This is a genomic window from Aliiglaciecola sp. SL4 (assembly GCF_041538045.1).
Taxonomy (GTDB): Bacteria; Pseudomonadota; Gammaproteobacteria; order Enterobacterales; family Alteromonadaceae; genus Aliiglaciecola.
Window position 1 is genome coordinate 239463 of the sequence record NZ_JBGOSE010000003.1, and the last position, 17407, is coordinate 256869.

Consider the following 17407-nt stretch of genomic DNA (forward strand, 5'->3'; position numbering starts at 1 on the left):
AGCATTTAGAGCTGTATTTTTTACCACTTCATCGTCCCTTTCCGAACAAGACTACTTCAACTGTTCGGATAAAAATAAGCATATCCAACAACAAACTTTGATGTTTTACGTAATAAAGATCAAATTTCAATTTTTCCATTGAATCTTCGACACTTGCACCATAAGGGTAATTAAGTTGAGCCCACCCCGCTAAACCAGGTTTCACGTTGTGACGCTGATTGTAATAGGGTATTTCCCTGATTAATTGCTCAACAAACTGTGGTCTTTCTGGGCGCGGACCAATAAAAGCCATTTCACCTTTTAACACATTAATTAACTGAGGTAATTCATCAATACGATACTTACGTATAAAAGCACCAATACGGGTTACCCTGTTATCATTTGCCGACGCCCATTTAGCCCCGTCTTTCTCAGCATCAGGACGCATGCTACGAAACTTAATAATTTTAAACAGCTTGCCATTTAATCCTACACGTTCCTGTTTATAGAAAACCGAGGTGCCTGTTCGTCTTCCATCATCTAAATATATAATAACGGCAGTTAACAACATGAACGGCCAAGTAAACAGCATTACAAAAACAGCGACAAAAGCATTAATTCCGTATTCAAGAATATCTCTTAAATAGTTTTGAGAATTGAACCCGTTTGAATACACAACCCAGCTAGGATACATCAGGTTCACTACGATCTGGCCTGTTTCCCGCTCCATGAAATCAAGTAAATCGGTAATTTCTACTCCACGTAGCCTACAATCAAATAGCACTTCAATTGGCAGCGTACCTCTACGCTGATCACAAGCGATAATAATTTCATCTATTTCATTGTCGATGACATAGTTACGGAAATTATCGTCAATTTTTACGTGTACTAGGCGCTCATTACGTATACCGTCCTCGCGGTTATCTCCAGGAATTGGAATAAAGCCTAATAACTCGAAGCCTAATCTATCGACATCTCGGCGCATACGCTTCTCAATAATAGAAGCTCTTTCACCGGCACCAATTACCACAATTCGAGTCCGTCCTAGTCCTAACAGCCCCAATCGATTAGTGAAATAACGGAATGTCACCAAAGATAGAATTACCACACCTGAAGCGACTGGCAAGAAGTAAGGGTGCATCCTTAGTTCTTCCATAAAGGTACTGGTGATGACCTCGACCACGAAATACGTCAAGGCTAAACTGACAAAAATTCGTCTGATTATGCCACGGAAGGTTTCTCTTAATTTAGCTTCATACAATCCCACAGAAAGGGATGAAACCAAGACCAAAAAGGTCATGAGAGAGATATTGGCCGCTAGCTTCAATAAGCTTGGGGACTCCACTTCCAGAATACTTACAACTAAAAAGTTTGCTAAGTAAGCTGCGTATGAAACGATCACTGCTTCTGCTATAACAAGAGCATTGGACCTTTTATTTTGTTTGTTGGTCGCTGCCATTAGCTCTTACCTATGGATTTATTTGATAAATTTATCATATGCTAAACGAATTATTTGAGATAGACTAACTTTTCTGGTCAGCTATTATAGAGATTAAAACGCTCGGGTAAATGGCTGATTTGCTACATTTGTTTCTGTTTGGATAGGAAAGACATAATATGAAAGCAAGTAGAATAGCTCAGTTACTGATTGCAGCAGCTGCATTTACGGCAATAAATGCATGTACTAGCTCAGGCAGTTCGTTGCCTCAGGCAACAACAAGAGCATCTTTAACCACTAATATCGATGACTACAGCTATTTGATTGGTCCAGGAGATAACCTTTCAATCTTTGTATGGCGTAATCCTGATGTATCCGGATCGTTTTTAGTGCGTCCAGATGGCATGATTACCACATCTTTGGTTGAAGACATCCCCGTTTCCGGTAAAACTCCAACAGCTCTAGCGCGAGATTTAGAGCAAGAGTTAGGTAAATATATTCGTGATCCTATAGTAACCGTAAGTGTCAGTGGCTTTAACGGCCCCTTTAGTGAACAGGTTCGTGTAATTGGTGAGGCTTCTTCACCTAGAGCAATTAGTTACTCCGAAGACATGACATTATTAGACTTAATGATTCAAGTTGGTGGGCTAACCGAGTATGCTGATGGTGACGGTGCCAAATTAATTAGAGTAGTTAATGGCCAGCAAAGGGAATATTCAGTGAAGTTAGACTCACTGGTCAAAGAGGGAAATATATCCGACAATGTTGATATCCTTCCAGGTGACATATTAATTATTCCAGAAGCTTGGTTTTAAGCTTCATCTGGTTTCCAATAATTAATAATTTAAAGGTTAAAAAGACGTATCTATGTTAGGAATTCAGGAAACGATAGACCAAGTCCTTACCTATCTTAAAGGTGTTTGGGTCAAAAAGCGGTACATTATTATTTCAACTTGGTTAATTTGCCCAATTGGATGGGCGTATGTGGCTAGTCTACCAGACCAATATGCTTCTTCAGCAAGATTATTTGTTGATACAAGCAGTTTGCTTCGCCCTCTATTGCGAGGGCTGGCTGTATACAATAATCCCAGTGACCAAGTTAGTTTAGTCGCCAGAACTTTGCTAAGTCGTCCTAATCTGGAAAAGATTGCGCGAGAAGCGGATTTAGATATAACCGTCACCACGCAAGCAGAAATGGATGACCTAATCAACAATATGCGCAAAGAGATTAAGCTCAACAGTACTGCTGAGCAAAATATCTATAACATTAGCTATAATTCCCCGAGCCCAGAATTAGCTCAGAAAATTGTGCAAATTACCCTTAATGAATTTGTTGAAAACTCCCTAGGTAGTAACCGACAGAGTAGTGATTCTGCGGAAGAATTCATTAATCGACAAATTGAAGAATATGAACAACGTCTTGAAGAAGCAGAGCAACGGCTAGCAGAATTTAAAGTTAACCGCATCGACCGAGCACCTGGTACATCTAGAGATTACAATAGCCAGCTTCAGCGTCAAATAAGTGAACTTCAAGCAACTGAACTTCGAATATTAGAGTTAACTTCTCAATTGGAAGCCGCCAAAGCTCAAATGCAAGGTGAAGCGCCTATTTTTGGATTAACAGCGCCCGACTCAAGAGTAGCCCCTTCAATTAACACCAAATATGATGCTAGAATTGAAAATCTTGAAAATCAACTCAATAATTTATTGATTCAATATACTGAAAATCACCCGGAAGTTAAAAATACAGAAAAACTTTTAGAAAAATTGTATGACGAACGGGAAAGTCACATAAAAGGGTTGACAGATGTTGCAGAAGAAACAGGATCTTATAGTCAATTTGGTAACCTAAACCAAAACCCAGTTTATCAAGAGCTGAAGTTGTCGGTTGCACAATATGATGGGCAATTAGCGCAGTTGAACGTGAGAGCAGAGAACATTCGGCTGAAAATCAATGAACTAGAACAAATCGTTGATTTGGTACCTCAAATTGAAGCGGAGGCTCAAGGGTTAAACCGCGATTACCAAATAACTAAAGAAAAGTATCTAGAATTAATTAGTAGACGCGAGCAAGCTGAGTTATCTCGTAAAGCCGAGGCAACGTCTGATGATGTTCAGTTTAGAGTTATAGATCCACCCACTCTACCAACTAAACCATCCGGCCCCAATAGAATCATTTTTTATACAATGATATTAATCGTTGGATTTGGCTCTGGACTTGGTGTCGCATTTTTACTCAGCCAGATCAACCCTGTTGTTTTAAGCCCAAGTCAATTGGTAAGTAATTTTGGTATACCTGTTTTTGGAAAAGTATCTCATATAGACGCCAAAGAGTTAGCCAAAGTTGATAGGCGCAGAATGTTGGTATTTAGTGCGTCAAGTTTAGCTATCTTCATAATCTTCTTAGGGCTAGTTTATGCTGATATTGCTTATGGCAGACTACCTATTTATCTTTTGGAGAACTTAATATGAGTACAATAGAAAAAGCGCTGCAAAAGAACAAAAAACAAAAAGCCGAAAATAAAGAAAAATCTTTGATCGAGAGTGCGCAGGCAAAAGCGCAAGAAATGGCTAATCCAGATGAGGCGGCGACAACAAGTTCGGCAGCCAACATAGCTAATACGGTAGAAAAACATGATGATGAAACCGTTAGTCCTATGGATTCAAATATAGCTAGTCCTTCAACAGAAGATTCTAAGCTTGTTGACACTGCTAATACGGTGGTAGATCCAGAAGATACTACATCTAAAGAAAAGTTTATTCCTCTTACCCAAATTCAAAAAGATGGTTTTGTATCGAATATGGGTAGAAATACCATCAACGAGGAATACAGGGCGATAAAGCGCAAAGTACTAAGTAATGCATTTGGCCCTCTATCTAAAACTTTGACGAATGCCAATATAGTTATGGTTACTAGTCCAAATCCAAACGAAGGAAAAACCTTCACCGCTATTAATTTAGCCTTAAGTATCGCTCTGGAGCAAGATAAGACTGTTCTATTGGTTGATGCTGATGTATTAAGACCTAGTGTTATGAAAACCATTGACCAACCTTTCGAGAGTGGCCTAATGGAATATTTATTAGGTGAAGTGGATGATTTATCAGATGTAATTCATCACACTAGTTTAGATACCCTGAGGATAATCCCTGCGGGAAAATCCCACCATCTGTCAACAGAACTGTTAGCCAGTGAGAAAATGCTGGAGTCTGTCAGCGAGTTTGCTAACCGCTATCCAGACCGTGTTGTAATTATTGATAGCCCCCCTCTATTGGGTATTAATGAAACCGCTATTTTGGCTAACCTCGCCGGGCAAGCTGTTGTCGTAGTTCAAGAAGGAAAAACTTCGTTAAACAGAGTATCCCAAGCTGTTGAGCACCTAAATCCAGATATGGCAAAAGGTTTTATTATTAACAAAGCCAAGAAAAGTGCTTCAGATAGTACTGGATATTATGGATATTATTACGGCCACGACGAATAGACGTTATTTCGGGGAAAGGTTAGTTTGAAAAGCCAAATATTTACGATAATTTTATTGTTGAGCATTCCAGTAACTGTGAATGCTAAGCTGCGCTCAACTGCATCATTAGATACCTCGTATATAAATAACGAAGTTCAGGGTGATGATTTTGGAAAAAGAGATTCGTCTTCATTAGTTATTCAGCCAACGGTTGGATTGATATTGGAGTCAGAAATCATAGATGCGTCTTTTAATGTAGATCATCGTTTCATTAGAGACAGTTCCTCAATTGAAAACAGTGAAGATATTGGAACAAACGATAAAAGTAGTTTGACAAACTATAGCTATAGAGTAAAAGTCAATACCATACAAGATATACTGAGCTTAAATGCCAGCGGAAGTCAAACTTACCGTAATGTTGATGTAACTAACGTACTAATAAATAACGAAGACTTTGGAAACAAACAACTCGCCAAAACCAGAACGGATGCAGTAGGGTTTGATCTTACCTTGAACAAAAGTAAGCTCATGGGATTTGAGATGAGTGGTAACACCACAAGTGTAAATAGTGATGAATCTAGCTTTTTAGAAAACGGTTTAGATAGTACTAATGACACTTTAGGCGCTGTTTTCTATTCCGGTCCGAGCTTAAAAGCAATAAGCTGGAATTTCGTCGGTAATTATAATAAAACTCAAGGTAGAGGTTCGAATGACATAGAATCACGTACATTTAATGGAAATGTATACTTGGGACTTTTCAGTAACCTTCGCTTGGTAACAACAGCCCAATTAGAAAATAACATCCTCACCTCCACGCAAGATGCAGAGGGAACCCAAGAGTTAGAATACAATAGCTACGGTGCTGGATTGTCTTGGTATCGTTCAGCCGAACAATTTATAGACATAACATACAATGAATCTTCCAAGCAGGAAGGAGAAAAAGAGCATTTCATAGGAACAAATTTCAGCTGGCGTTTTTCCCCTCGAACAAAAATTTCTGGTGAATACGGACGCAGGTTTTACGGTGAAAGTGGACGTTTTTCTTTAAACTATGATTTGCGAAAATTACGTATTGAAGCAAGTTATACAGAAGAAGTCACCAGCTTTACGAGGTTAATTGCAGGAGATACTGTTGGGGGAATATTTGTCTGCCCTATTGGTTCGGTTTCATTTTTTGAATGTTTTATCCCCGAATCACTGGACTATGACTTGCAACCAGGAGAAGAGTTTACCGCATTAAATATCAACCTTGCAGAACTGAGCGAGGAGTCAACACTTAGAAAGTCGTTCCAATTAAGTGCGGGGTATAATTTTCGTCGATTCAGTGCCGCTTTCACGCTAGTAAGTAGTGACTTTGAATATGTGCAAACACTGAGAAAGCAACAGGAATTGAATTCATCGTTCACCCTAAATGTGAACCTAAGTAAACTTGCAACTTTAAGCTGGACGAATACTTATGGTAAAGCAAAAAGAAATATTTCAGAATTATCTGAGGGTTTAGACGACAGAACTATTTCCAGTACTTTGACCTACCGACATTCTTTGAGTAGAAATGCAGACATATATTTTAGCTATCAAATAACCAATAGAGCGTCACCAGTTGAAAATCGAGATTTTATTTCTCGAAGAAGCACAGTAAGGTATTCTTATAAGTTTAAGTAATATTGGCTCTGATAAAAACATAAAATATTAAGAGAAATAGCATGCAAATCATTAGCAACTCTTTGGTATATTTGCCGTGAAAATATGCTTTCCTTCTATTCCTGAATTGCTCATGAAATCTGCTTTCGCTACTACCTGAACTTTTTAACGGTCTCATAACTCCCCCTTAAACTCCGGTAAAATATATACTCTTGTGCTATTAGAGATCTATACACACAGTTAGTTCATTTTTCAACTAATTAATTTAACTGCTATTTCTAACATACTCTTAGTTTTAACTAATTTGTTAATTAATTCAATTAATTAGTGCTATTTTGAGGTTTAGTTTTTAATCATCAGATTTTAAGCGAACATAGGTTTTATATTTTTTCTTTAATAAATTGTCTATATAGCGAGTCAACTTTATTTTATGGCTAATAGCATCGTCTAATGCATCCGTTAATTCATTCAACATGGTTTTGTAATATTGCACATCTTTAACCCTGCCATCAGGCGTCAATTCTGACATGACATCTGCACCGCCATCGGTTTGCGGGTCAGTCGTATTAGCCTTAGGTTGAGGTTGTCCCGCTGCGGGTAAAGGTGTTACTCCAGTCCCCTCCTCTGGTCGAAACATTTCATCTGCGACTTCAGCGGTAACAGTGTCAACCGCGCTTTCATCTAATAAGGTTAACTCTTCTAAAAAACCGTACAGAAGGATGCGATCCATTAGGGTATTGATTCGTCGTGGCACACCATTGGTAAATTGGTAGATTTTGTCGAAAGCACCATCTGTGAATAACGACTTATTTTCCAACCCAGCATGCTCTAAGCGGTATTCGATATATTCTCTGCACTCACCTTCGTTTAAAGGTGCCAGATGACAAGAGGCTACTATACGTTGACGAAACTGCTCCATATTGGGAGCGCGTAATATTGGCTGTAATTCTTCTTGGCCAAGTAAAAAGCTCTGTAATAATGGTTTACCTTGCTGCTGAAAGTTCGAAAGCATGCGCAACTCTTCAATGGTTTCTAAAGGTAAGTTTTGTGCCTCGTCCACAATTAATAGTGCCCGTTTGCCCAACTTATGCAAATCAAACAGATACGCTTCCAAGTCTTTAAGAATATCAGCCTTGGTTTTATTTAGGGTGCCGACTTCAAATTTACTGGCAACCATTTTAACCAATTCATCTGGAGATAACTTTGGCGTAACAATTTGCGCTGCCACAATATCATCTTCAATGTTATCGAGAAGGCTATTCGCGATTGTCGTTTTACCTGTACCAATATCTCCGGTAATTACGATAAAACCTTCTGCCTGCGACAAGCCGTACTGAAGGTAAGACATCGCTCTTTTGTGCCATTTACTAGCAAAAAAGAAGCTTGGGTCTGGTGTCAGTTGGAAAGGCTTCGACGTGAGTCCATAATAATTTTCATACATTGTGCAAAATTACCTGAGATACTGATTATATTTGAGGTGAGTAGCTTAGCGGGGTGCGCAGCAAGTCGCAAATTTTTTATACAAATTAACAAGATTTCGAGTGTCGATAGGTCAATTTCAATATATAAAAATAAAACTTAAGCATTTGTTCATAAATTTTGCGATACTTTTGATTCGTTAAAATATCAAACGGTACAGAAAATGGACGAAACTATACAAAATGGCTCAGATACGATTGATATGATCACTGAGACAGGAATAGAGTTATCGATGACCTACGGTCCAAAGCTCATACTAGCCTTGGTGGTATTAGTTGTCGGTTTTTGGGTCATTGGCATCATTTTAAAAGGAATTGATAGAGCATTAGCTGGTGCTAAAGTTGATGAAACATTAAATAAGTTTTTACACAGCATAATAAGTGTCACTCTTAAATTAATGTTGATAATAGTATTTGCATCTATGATAGGGGTAGAAACAGCATCATTAATCGCTATGCTCGGCGCAGCTGGTCTAGCTATAGGACTTGCGCTTCAAGGCAGTTTAGCTAATTTCGCTGGCGGGGTGCTGATATTATTATTTAAACCTTTTAAGTCTGGAGATGTAATTGAAGCTCAGGGTTATTTAGGAACAGTTAAAGAGATACAAATTTTTAATACTATTATGCTGACGTTGGATAATAGAAGAGTGGTTATCCCTAATTCATTGCTGTCTAATGGTTGTGTCACAAACTTGTTTTGTGAAGAAAATCGCCGCGTAGATGTCACTTTTGGGATTAGCTACGATGATGATATTGGTAAAGTAAAACAGATACTAAAAGATGTAATAAGCTCGGACGAACGTATTTTAACTGATCCAGAAATGGAAATTTATGTATCTGCACATGCTGATAGCTCGATCAATATTTTGACCCGTTGTTGGGTTAAAAGTGAAGATTATTGGCCTGTACATTTCGGATTACATGAAAAAGTGAAATACGCGTTTGATGAGAACGATATCACCATTCCTTTCCCACAAAGGGACGTCCATTTATTCCAAGCCAAATAAAATAGTGAATACGATTTAAAACCTACACTAAACATTTGCAACCTACGGATACTTAACTAAGTATCCGTAGATTGTACAATGGTGTTAATAATACTTGTTGTCGATACACCATCTTCAAAATTAAGCACTTTCACTTCCCCACCGTTGGCAATAACTTGTTTACCACCAGCAATTTCAGAAACCTTGTAGTCGCCTCCTTTAACGAGTACATCAGGTAACAATTCACTAATCAATCGCTCCGGAGTATCTTCATTAAACTCGACCACCCAATATACCGAAGCTAAGCCGGCTAAAACTGACATACGACGATTAACATTGTTAACTGGTCTACCTGAGCCTTTTAAAGCGCGAACAGATTCATCGGAGTTTACGGCAACAATTAACTTATCACCGAGTGATGCTGCGTTTTCTAAATATGAAACATGACCTGCATGGAGAATATCAAAGCAGCCATTGGTCATAACGATTTTGTCGCCTCCCCGTTTGGCGCTTTGAACGGCAATAGATAACTGTTGCTGTGTCATTACGCCTCGACCATAATGCTCAACTTTCTCTACGGCCTGACGTAATTCGGAACTACTCACTGTGGACGTTCCTAACTTACCAACAACAATACTAGCAGCGGTATTGGCTAGAAAACTGGCTTCTGAAAAACTACAACCTGCAGCAATCGCTACTGACAAAGTTGAAATGACCGTATCGCCGGCACCAGTAACGTCATACACTTCTTTCGCCTTAGCGGGGAAGTGAGTTTCATCTTGAGCGGATTGCAGTAACGTCATGCCATTTTCTGAACGTGTCAGTAAAAACGCATCTAAGTCTAGATTAGCGATCAATTGCTGAGCTTTTTCCACTAACACACTTTCGTCATCACACGGGCCCACTATAGCTTCGAACTCCCCCATGTTTGGTGTTAATAAGGTTGCTCCAGAATACTTTTTGAAATCATCCCCTTTAGGATCAACAACTATTGGAACACTATGTTTTCTAGCCAGCTCTATGAGGGTTTTTACGTCGCTCAATGCTCCTTTGGCATAATCGGATAAGATAACCAGATCTGCGTTTTCAAGATGCTGAATAAAACGTTCTTGCAAGGGGGTTTTATCGACTTGAGCAAAGTTTTTTTCAAAATCCAGACGAATTAACTGTTGGTTTCTGCTTAAAACGCGAAGTTTAGTAATGGTATCAAATTCAGATATTTGGCAAAAATCACTCAGAACCCCCAATGAGTTTAGCGAGCGCTGCAGAATCTGTGCAGACTCATCCTGTCCTGTCATTCCCAGCAATGTCACCTTTGCGCCCAACGCTGCCACATTCATAGCAACGTTTGCAGCTCCGCCAGGTCTATCTTCGATATCGTGTATTGCCACTACAGGCACTGGTGCCTCAGGAGAAATCCGTCCTGTAGGACCAGTCCAATATCGGTCGAGCATGACATCGCCCACGACTAGGATGCGACATTGTGAAAAATCAGGTAACAGCATAAACCTATTCCGTACTTAAAATGAATTACCTGAATTATACTGAAGTTAGAAGGAATTGCTTTAATCTAAATAACAAAATAGTAAATTGCGAAATAATGACAAGCACAACCCGCGATGACAAATAAATGCCAAATTGCATGGGTGAACGCTAAGTGTTTTTTAACATAGAAAATCACCCCAATACTAAAAAACAGACCACCAGCAACCAACAACAATAAACCGTAGGCGGGCAAACTCTGATATAACGGGTAAATTAAAATAATCGACAACCAGCCCATTACCAAATAGGTGATCACAGATACTCTAGGGAAACGGTGACGTACAAAACACTTAAATACCACCCCAAATATTGCGATTGCCCAGATAACGCTTAAAGACACCCAACCGATCCAGCCACCAATACTTACTGCCAAAATAGGCGTATAAGTGCCCGCTATCAATAAATAGATAGCACTATGATCTAACAACTTAAAAAATTGTTTAGCTTGAGAACCTTTCACCCAATGATAAATGGTGGAAGACAAAAACATAATGGTTAAACTAGCGCCATAAACAGCAGTTGAAGTGATAGATGTAGCTGTGTCACTTCGTAAGACAAGATATACTAGGCCAATCACAGCGAAAATTAAGCCAAGACCGTGACTGACGACATTCATGACTTCTTCTTCAACGGAATAAGCCTGATTGGAAGTATTAACTTGTGGGACGGGTTTCACTTTAGATTCTGCACAAAATTTTTGGGTATTTAAGTCTACCCACTGAGCGTACACTTGTACACTGAAAAAGCTAATTAGAGGTTATATGGCTGACACAAAATGGTTTATTTATGTTCTCGAAAACCGCCTAGGAATGACGTATTGTGGAATTTGTACTGATTTAGCACGACGCTTTTATGAACATGCTAGCAACTCAAAACGGTGTGCTAAAGCACTTAGAGGAAAAGGCCCCCTAAAGTTAAAATTTGCTGCAATAATGGAAGATCAGTCATCGGCTCTAAAATCCGAATATTGGTTCAAAAAACAAACAAAAGCGACAAAGTTAAAGATTATCCAAGGTCAGCAAAACCTCCCCACAAACCCCATAAAAATTGAACCAACTCAACTTGATAACTTACAACTAGAAGTAACAGATAGAATCGCAAAATAGTCCAATCAGAAACGTAATATTGCTTCTATGGAATTAAGTAAATAAACCACTAACAATTAACGCGATACCTACGCTGAGCACCATTTCAATGCTAGCTACACCAATATTATGCTGCTGCTCTACCTCTTGGGCTAAATTTAATCCGGCTAAAATAATCTTCTTAGCCACAATAACCAAAACAAGCAACATTAAAGTTAGGCCCATTCCCACAATGAGCCAACCAGTTAAATTACTGACATAACCTTGAGGGCTATATATTAAAAGACTGCTACTAGCAGATACCACTATTGCCGTGGCAAGTAAATTTCCTGAATGTTGAATGGCAACTGCCAATTGGCCCTTGGCAATGGTTTGTTGGAATGTATTACTTTGGCTTAACGCTAAAAAGCGCCGTTCATAAATTCTTGTTCTCAATAATAAAATAGCTTGAGTGACAATAAACCCTGATATGACGGCAAATAGCGCATTCCAATCAGTACCTACCACCCACAACATAACATTGCTGACTATCAAAGCGGTAGAAACTGAACTGGCAGCGTCAACAATGGCAACACTGGTGTTACGGTCTTTAATCATCGCTTCTTTGTTAATACGATTAAGAATAATCTTATCGTGTAATATCCGGCCAATTTTTATCAAAAAGATACCAACTAAACCGTACAACAACATACTCATTGCGGCTTCTTCAAAGCCATTAGTATCCGAACTCGCTGCCGCTGCTGATAATACAAAGCAAAGCGCTAACATACGTCCAGCAACACTGATGCCAAAAGCGATATTATCCTGAGCCCCCAATTCTTCCGTAGTACTAACCGATGCCATTCGCCCTGACATTAAGCGCAATGCAAATAGCAAACAAATGGCAATGCAAATATCAATGCCAAGGTAAAACCAAGTTTCAGGTAACAACGGCACCAAATTCACCAAATCTTGCATAAATAAACCTTCCAAACTTCAGGTATTTTAAAGTTAATATTAACAGTTAAACGCTAAAAACAAATTAAAAGTTCAGATTTAACAACGAATTGATTTAACCTATTGATTGTACCTGCACATGATATAGCATTGTTGTTTAAGATAACGCAAGACGACTCAAATTTGGTTGATATCACTATGAATACTTCTTTTCCAATACTCAATAAAACGGCTGATAAATACTGGCTGCAATTATCTGAAATCTCATCAGTGGAAACCCAACCAGAAGGGATCAAAACCCAATTAAAACAGCTGTTAGGATTGAGTGACTTCATACGTGATACCTTACTATCAGATCCGTTAAAGCTTCCAGCTTTGCTAGATACCCTAGAAAATCCTACACTAACAATTAATTACCAAGCAGAGTTAAGTGAGCAACTTGAGAAAGTTTCAACAGAGGCTGAGTTGTTGGATTGTTTGCGGATATTTCGGAAACAACATATGGTCGCTATCGCAGCACTGGACTTATTAAACTTACAATCAATTGAGCGCTCGTTAAAGCACACTTCTGAATTAGCTGATGCACTTATAAACGGTGCCTACTTTTGGCTTTATGAAAACCTGTGTCAACGTTACGGTACGCCTATGGGTGAGTTCGGCCCCCAACCTCTGTTAATTTTAGGCATGGGCAAACTTGGCGGTAAAGAGCTTAACTTTTCTTCTGATATTGACCTCATTTTTTGCTACCCAAGCAAAGGCGAAATCGTAAACGCTAAAAAAACCTTAGAGCATCAACAATTTTTCAGCCGCTTGGCACAACGCCTAATCCACGCTTTACATCATACAAATCAACAAGGTCAGGTGTTTCGTGTTGATATGAGACTGCGCCCTTTAGGGGAAAGTGGCCCACTGGTAATGCATATGGCCGCCTTTGAAGATTATTACCAAGAGCAAGGTCGTGAGTGGGAACGTTATGCCATGGTCAAAGCACGTATTCTGAATGACCATTCTGAATATGCCGAAGAATTACATAACATACTCAAGCCATTTATTTACCGTCGTTACTTAGATTACAGTGCTATCGACTCCCTCCGAGAAATGAAATCCCTAATTAACCAAGAAGTCAGACGCCGAGGTTTAACCAATAATATAAAGCTAGGGTCAGGTGGGATCCGTGAAGTGGAATTCATTGCACAGAGTTTTCAATTAATAAAAGGTGGACGAGAACCACGTTTACAATTTCCCAGTATACTCTACACCCTTGAACAACTGACTGAGTTAGATTTACTGCCTGAGAACGAATACGTACACCTTAGACAAAGCTATTTGTTCTTACGAAAGGTCGAGCATTGCTTACAACAATTTGCAGATAAACAAACTCAAGTATTACCAGATACACCGTTAGATCAAGAGCGGTTAGCTAAAGTGATGAGCTGTGAAGACTACTCTTTGTTGCAACAACAGTTAAATGAACATAGCGCGTGGATAAATCAACAGTTTCAAATGTTAATTGGCGATAATCCGAATGAAAATGAGACCCAAGAAACCACTCATATCAGTGGCTTTGTAGATGCTTGGAAATTAGATCTAACACCTCAAGAAATTTCCGACTTATTTGCTCAAGTAGCCTCTCATGAAACCGCTGAATTGCTTGCCAAACACATCATTGAACTAAAAAGTCAGGTCGTTAAAAAACACCCATCGCCAAAAGCAATAGTGGCGTTGAACACACTAGTCCCGCAGTTGTTAGCCAATATTATTTCGTTAAATCAAACCAACTTGGACGGCAGTGAATTATCAATATTGCTAGAACGAATTGCGCATATTCTGTTAACCGTGATAAGAAGGACAACCTACTTACAGTTACTCGTTGAAAACCAGGGCGCTCAACACCAACTTGTAAGGTTATGTCACGCCAGTCCATGGATAGCAGAACAGATAGCCAAGTATCCCATTTTGTTAGATGAATTGCTCAATCCCGTATTGCTTTATCACCCTACTGAGTTAAACGATTATCCCGATGAATTACGTCAATCATTATTGCGTGTTGAGCCTGATGATCTAGAGCTACAAATGGAAACGCTCAGACAGTTTAAACAAATTCAGCAACTTAAAATTGCGGCAGCTGATGTAACCGGTGTTTTACCGATAATGAAAGTTAGTGATCACCTAACGTTTTTGGCCGAAGCAATTATCCGTGAAGTGGTGAATATGGCTTGGGACCAAATGAAGGAAAAATACGGTATTCCTGAAGGCAGTTCAGAGCAAGACAAAAAATTTGCCGTTATCGGCTATGGGAAACTAGGCGGAATAGAGCTCGGTTATGGTTCAGATCTAGATTTAGTATTTGTCCACGAATGTGATTCACAAACCATGACAAATGGAAAAAAATCCATTGAAGCAAACCAGTTTTACACCAAACTTGCGCAACGTATTATGCATTTATTTATGACCAAAACCCCATCAGGTCAATTGTATGAAATAGATATGCGCTTGCGCCCCTCGGGCAACGCGGGTCTATTAGTATGCCATGTAAATGGTTTTGAACAATATCAATTACAAGAAGCTTGGACCTGGGAGCATCAAGCTCTAGTGCGTGCAAGAGTGGTTATTGGAAGTCCAGATTTCACTCAACGCATTGAGGCCATCAGACGGGATATTTTGTGCCGCTCCAGAGATATCAATACCCTACAACAAGATGTCGCAAACATGCGGCAAAAAATGCGCGATCATTTAAACAAAGGAAACGAAAACTGGTTAGATGTTAAGCAAGATGCGGGAGCAATGGCGGATATAGAGTTTCTAGTGCAGTTTTGGGTACTGAAAAATGCTCAACATTTTCCTAAGATGGTCGATTGGTCAGATAATATACGACTACTGGAACACTTGTGTATTGCTAACTGCATTAGTGCTGATGATAAGACTCAACTAACAGAGGCTTATTTAGATTACAGGAACCGCTCACATCGATTAACCCTATTAGAAAAAGACAATTTAGTTGATAAAAGTCAGTATTCAGAGCACCAAAAAAACGTAAAAGCGATTTGGGACGCTACCTTTAATCAGCCCACTTAATCCCTGATTTAGGTTATAGATTTAAATCGCAACGCCTATTTATGTGAGATGGTTACTCAAGCAAATAACAATTTTTACGAACATAGTCATTGATCTCTTGAGTGACAATCATTGAACGTTGTTTAGGACATATATAGGCTTTCACTTCCCCCTCGAAACTGCCATTCACTGCACTGGCGATTTCCGCCACAGAACCTGTAATGGTATTGTCCAATTGAAACTGACTTTTGATAATAAAGTCTTTATCCAGCTCCCATAATACTTGCATTCCCTCTGATTGAGCATAATTTGTGATGGCTTCTCGAAGCGTACTGCCAGCCCGGAAGCTCCGGTATTTATGCTCTCCTACCCATCTAGAATTAATATTACTCTGAATACTTACCATTTTTCGCAAACGTTGTTCTAATGGCTCTTTGGGAGGGTTAACAGGTAGAACAAAATCACCGATGTCGTCTTCAAAGGGTTTAGAAGATGACATTCTATACGCAGCATAAAAATCCGTCATTCCCTGTGATACGCTTTTTTGTTCCAATTGCCCCTCAGGCTTTGGACTCGACATATTAAAACGTTGCAGGTTTAGGACGATGGCTGCAATAATAATCAACGCTATGGCTAACCCAATGTGCTTTGCCCAAAATAAAACGTTAGATGTTCTTTTGCTCATTTTAAGAGCCTCATTTCGCAATTGAATGGTTAATCATACAGTGATGGATCATCCTCATTAGGACGAGTTTTGAACCTCTTATGCATCCAAAGATATTGCTCTGGTGCGATATTAACTAACTCTTCAATTTTTTGATTTATTCTAGCTATATCTTGTTTATCGTCTCCAGAAGGAAAATGATTAAGACCCGGAACAAATTTAATTTTGTAACCTACTTTAGTGCGCACTGAAACAATAAACACCGTCTCACTATTAGAGTTCTTAGCAAACAACATGGTTCCTTTAGTTGAAGCCACTTCTTGTACTGCGAAAAAAGGTACAAATTCACTAAATTGACGACCATAGTCTTGATCCGGTAAATAGAAACAAACTTCCTTTTGATTTAATGCCTTGATTAACCCTTTAGCATTACGTTTATGGATCATGTATTTATTAGAACGAGCTCTACCGTGATACTGAATGTATTCCATCAACGCATTATTATGTTTACGATAAAATGCCACTGATGGGTTTTTTAGACCCACAATTCGACAGCCAAGTTCCAAATTCATATTATGAATGGCTAAACCAAAAACCCCTTTCCCTTTATCTAATATAGCTTGAACATGTTCATACCCCTCAATTTCTGAATGACGTCTAACTCGCCAATCTGGCCACCACCAGCCCATACTAGACTCAAGAATGGCTATTCCAGCATACTCAATATTTTTTGCTAATAACGCTTCCCGCTGCGCTTCAGTCTTTTCAGGGAAACACAGTTCTAAGTTACGCTTTGCCACCGCAACACGTTTCTTACCCAATACTTTTAATAAAAAACTAAGGCCTTTACCGATAACTAGCTGCAATCGGTAAGGTAGCCATGAAATGCTGTAAAGTAGACAGACACCCAACCAAACAGGCCAGTATTGAGGTAATAAGAAAGACATTTTAAATGATGGGGATTTAACCCGAGCGTTTGACAAGCGTTAACCTCTAATAAGAAATTTTCGCTATTGTAATTAACAAACGACGCAGTTACCAACAATGTCACTGTAAAAGTGCGTTAAATCTATGGTCAAACTCACCAAATAAATTAAAGAAAATTTGTAATGAGGCGACCTGAGCTCCTCATTTAATGCTAGA

General features: G+C 39.1%; 14 protein-coding genes. 7 read left to right on the plus strand and 7 right to left on the minus strand.

Annotation, left to right across the window (positions count from 1 at the left end; genetic code table 11):
* Positions 1 to 28: 28 nt before the first annotated feature.
* A complete protein-coding gene (locus tag AB6T38_RS06485) occupies positions 29 to 1438 on the minus strand; it encodes a TIGR03013 family XrtA/PEP-CTERM system glycosyltransferase (protein ID WP_372546520.1) in 1410 nt (469 codons plus the stop codon).
* Between the two features lie 158 nt (positions 1439 to 1596).
* Here AB6T38_RS06485 and AB6T38_RS06490 point away from each other — a divergent pair, with 158 nt between their 5' ends.
* From AB6T38_RS06490 to AB6T38_RS06505, 4 genes are read left to right on the plus strand one after another with little or no spacing between them, the layout of a single operon-like run.
* Entirely contained in the window at positions 1597 to 2232 is a 636-nt protein-coding gene (locus AB6T38_RS06490) for an XrtA/PEP-CTERM system exopolysaccharide export protein (RefSeq protein WP_372546521.1), read from the plus strand.
* A gap of 52 nt (positions 2233 to 2284) precedes the next feature.
* The gene (locus tag AB6T38_RS06495) at positions 2285 to 3889 is read left to right on the plus strand and encodes an XrtA system polysaccharide chain length determinant (protein WP_372546522.1); all 1605 of its coding nucleotides are present in this window, start codon (positions 2285 to 2287) and stop codon (positions 3887 to 3889) included.
* Positions 3886 to 4896: an XrtA-associated tyrosine autokinase gene (locus tag AB6T38_RS06500; protein ID WP_372546523.1), complete on the plus strand. Its 1011-nt coding sequence runs from the start codon at positions 3886 to 3888 to the stop codon at positions 4894 to 4896. Before AB6T38_RS06495 ends, AB6T38_RS06500 begins: the two co-directional genes overlap by 4 nt.
* 24 nt (positions 4897 to 4920) lie before the next feature.
* Positions 4921 to 6537, plus strand: coding sequence for a hypothetical protein (locus AB6T38_RS06505; RefSeq protein ID WP_372546524.1), 1617 nt, complete (start codon positions 4921 to 4923; stop codon positions 6535 to 6537).
* Between the two features lie 328 nt (positions 6538 to 6865).
* Here the strand turns inward: AB6T38_RS06505 and AB6T38_RS06510 are convergent, their stop codons facing one another.
* Positions 6866 to 7957 carry an XrtA/PEP-CTERM system-associated ATPase gene (locus tag AB6T38_RS06510; protein WP_372546525.1) on the minus strand — a complete coding sequence of 364 codons (1092 nt, stop codon included), beginning with the start codon at positions 7955 to 7957 and terminating at the stop codon, positions 6866 to 6868.
* A 201-nt stretch (positions 7958 to 8158) separates the two neighbouring features.
* Between AB6T38_RS06510 and AB6T38_RS06515 the strand changes: the two genes are divergently transcribed.
* Positions 8159 to 9001, plus strand: a complete 843-nt coding sequence (locus AB6T38_RS06515; RefSeq protein ID WP_348490735.1) for a mechanosensitive ion channel domain-containing protein — start codon at positions 8159 to 8161, stop codon at positions 8999 to 9001.
* Between the two features lie 56 nt (positions 9002 to 9057).
* On the opposite strand, the gene hldE is transcribed toward AB6T38_RS06515, so the two are convergent.
* Positions 9058 to 10485 carry a bifunctional D-glycero-beta-D-manno-heptose-7-phosphate kinase/D-glycero-beta-D-manno-heptose 1-phosphate adenylyltransferase HldE gene (gene hldE, locus AB6T38_RS06520; protein ID WP_372546527.1) on the minus strand — a complete coding sequence of 476 codons (1428 nt, stop codon included), beginning with the start codon at positions 10483 to 10485 and terminating at the stop codon, positions 9058 to 9060.
* Between the two features lie 65 nt (positions 10486 to 10550).
* Positions 10551 to 11201, minus strand: coding sequence for a hemolysin III family protein (locus AB6T38_RS06525; protein WP_372546528.1), 651 nt, complete (start codon positions 11199 to 11201; stop codon positions 10551 to 10553).
* An 85-nt stretch (positions 11202 to 11286) separates the two neighbouring features.
* Here AB6T38_RS06525 and AB6T38_RS06530 point away from each other — a divergent pair, with 85 nt between their 5' ends.
* Positions 11287 to 11631, plus strand: a complete 345-nt coding sequence (locus AB6T38_RS06530) for a GIY-YIG nuclease family protein (RefSeq protein WP_372546529.1) — start codon at positions 11287 to 11289, stop codon at positions 11629 to 11631.
* Between the two features lie 33 nt (positions 11632 to 11664).
* Here AB6T38_RS06530 and AB6T38_RS06535 read toward each other — a convergent pair whose 3' ends face one another.
* Positions 11665 to 12567, minus strand: a complete 903-nt coding sequence (locus tag AB6T38_RS06535; RefSeq protein WP_372546530.1) for a DUF350 domain-containing protein — start codon at positions 12565 to 12567, stop codon at positions 11665 to 11667.
* Between the two features lie 177 nt (positions 12568 to 12744).
* Here AB6T38_RS06535 and glnE point away from each other — a divergent pair, with 177 nt between their 5' ends.
* Positions 12745 to 15621: a bifunctional [glutamate--ammonia ligase]-adenylyl-L-tyrosine phosphorylase/[glutamate--ammonia-ligase] adenylyltransferase gene (glnE, locus tag AB6T38_RS06540; protein WP_372546531.1), complete on the plus strand. Its 2877-nt coding sequence runs from the start codon at positions 12745 to 12747 to the stop codon at positions 15619 to 15621.
* Positions 15622 to 15673: 52 nt separating this feature from the next.
* On the opposite strand, the gene AB6T38_RS06545 is transcribed toward glnE, so the two are convergent.
* Both AB6T38_RS06545 and lpxL read right to left on the minus strand, forming a co-directional pair.
* Positions 15674 to 16285, minus strand: coding sequence for a toxin co-regulated pilus biosynthesis Q family protein (locus AB6T38_RS06545; protein WP_372546532.1), 612 nt, complete (start codon positions 16283 to 16285; stop codon positions 15674 to 15676).
* Positions 16286 to 16314: 29 nt separating this feature from the next.
* Positions 16315 to 17247 (minus strand): LpxL/LpxP family Kdo(2)-lipid IV(A) lauroyl/palmitoleoyl acyltransferase, encoded by a 933-nt coding sequence (gene lpxL / locus AB6T38_RS06550; RefSeq protein WP_372546533.1) that lies wholly within the window; start codon positions 17245 to 17247, stop codon positions 16315 to 16317.
* Between the last annotated feature and the right edge of the window lie 160 nt (positions 17248 to 17407).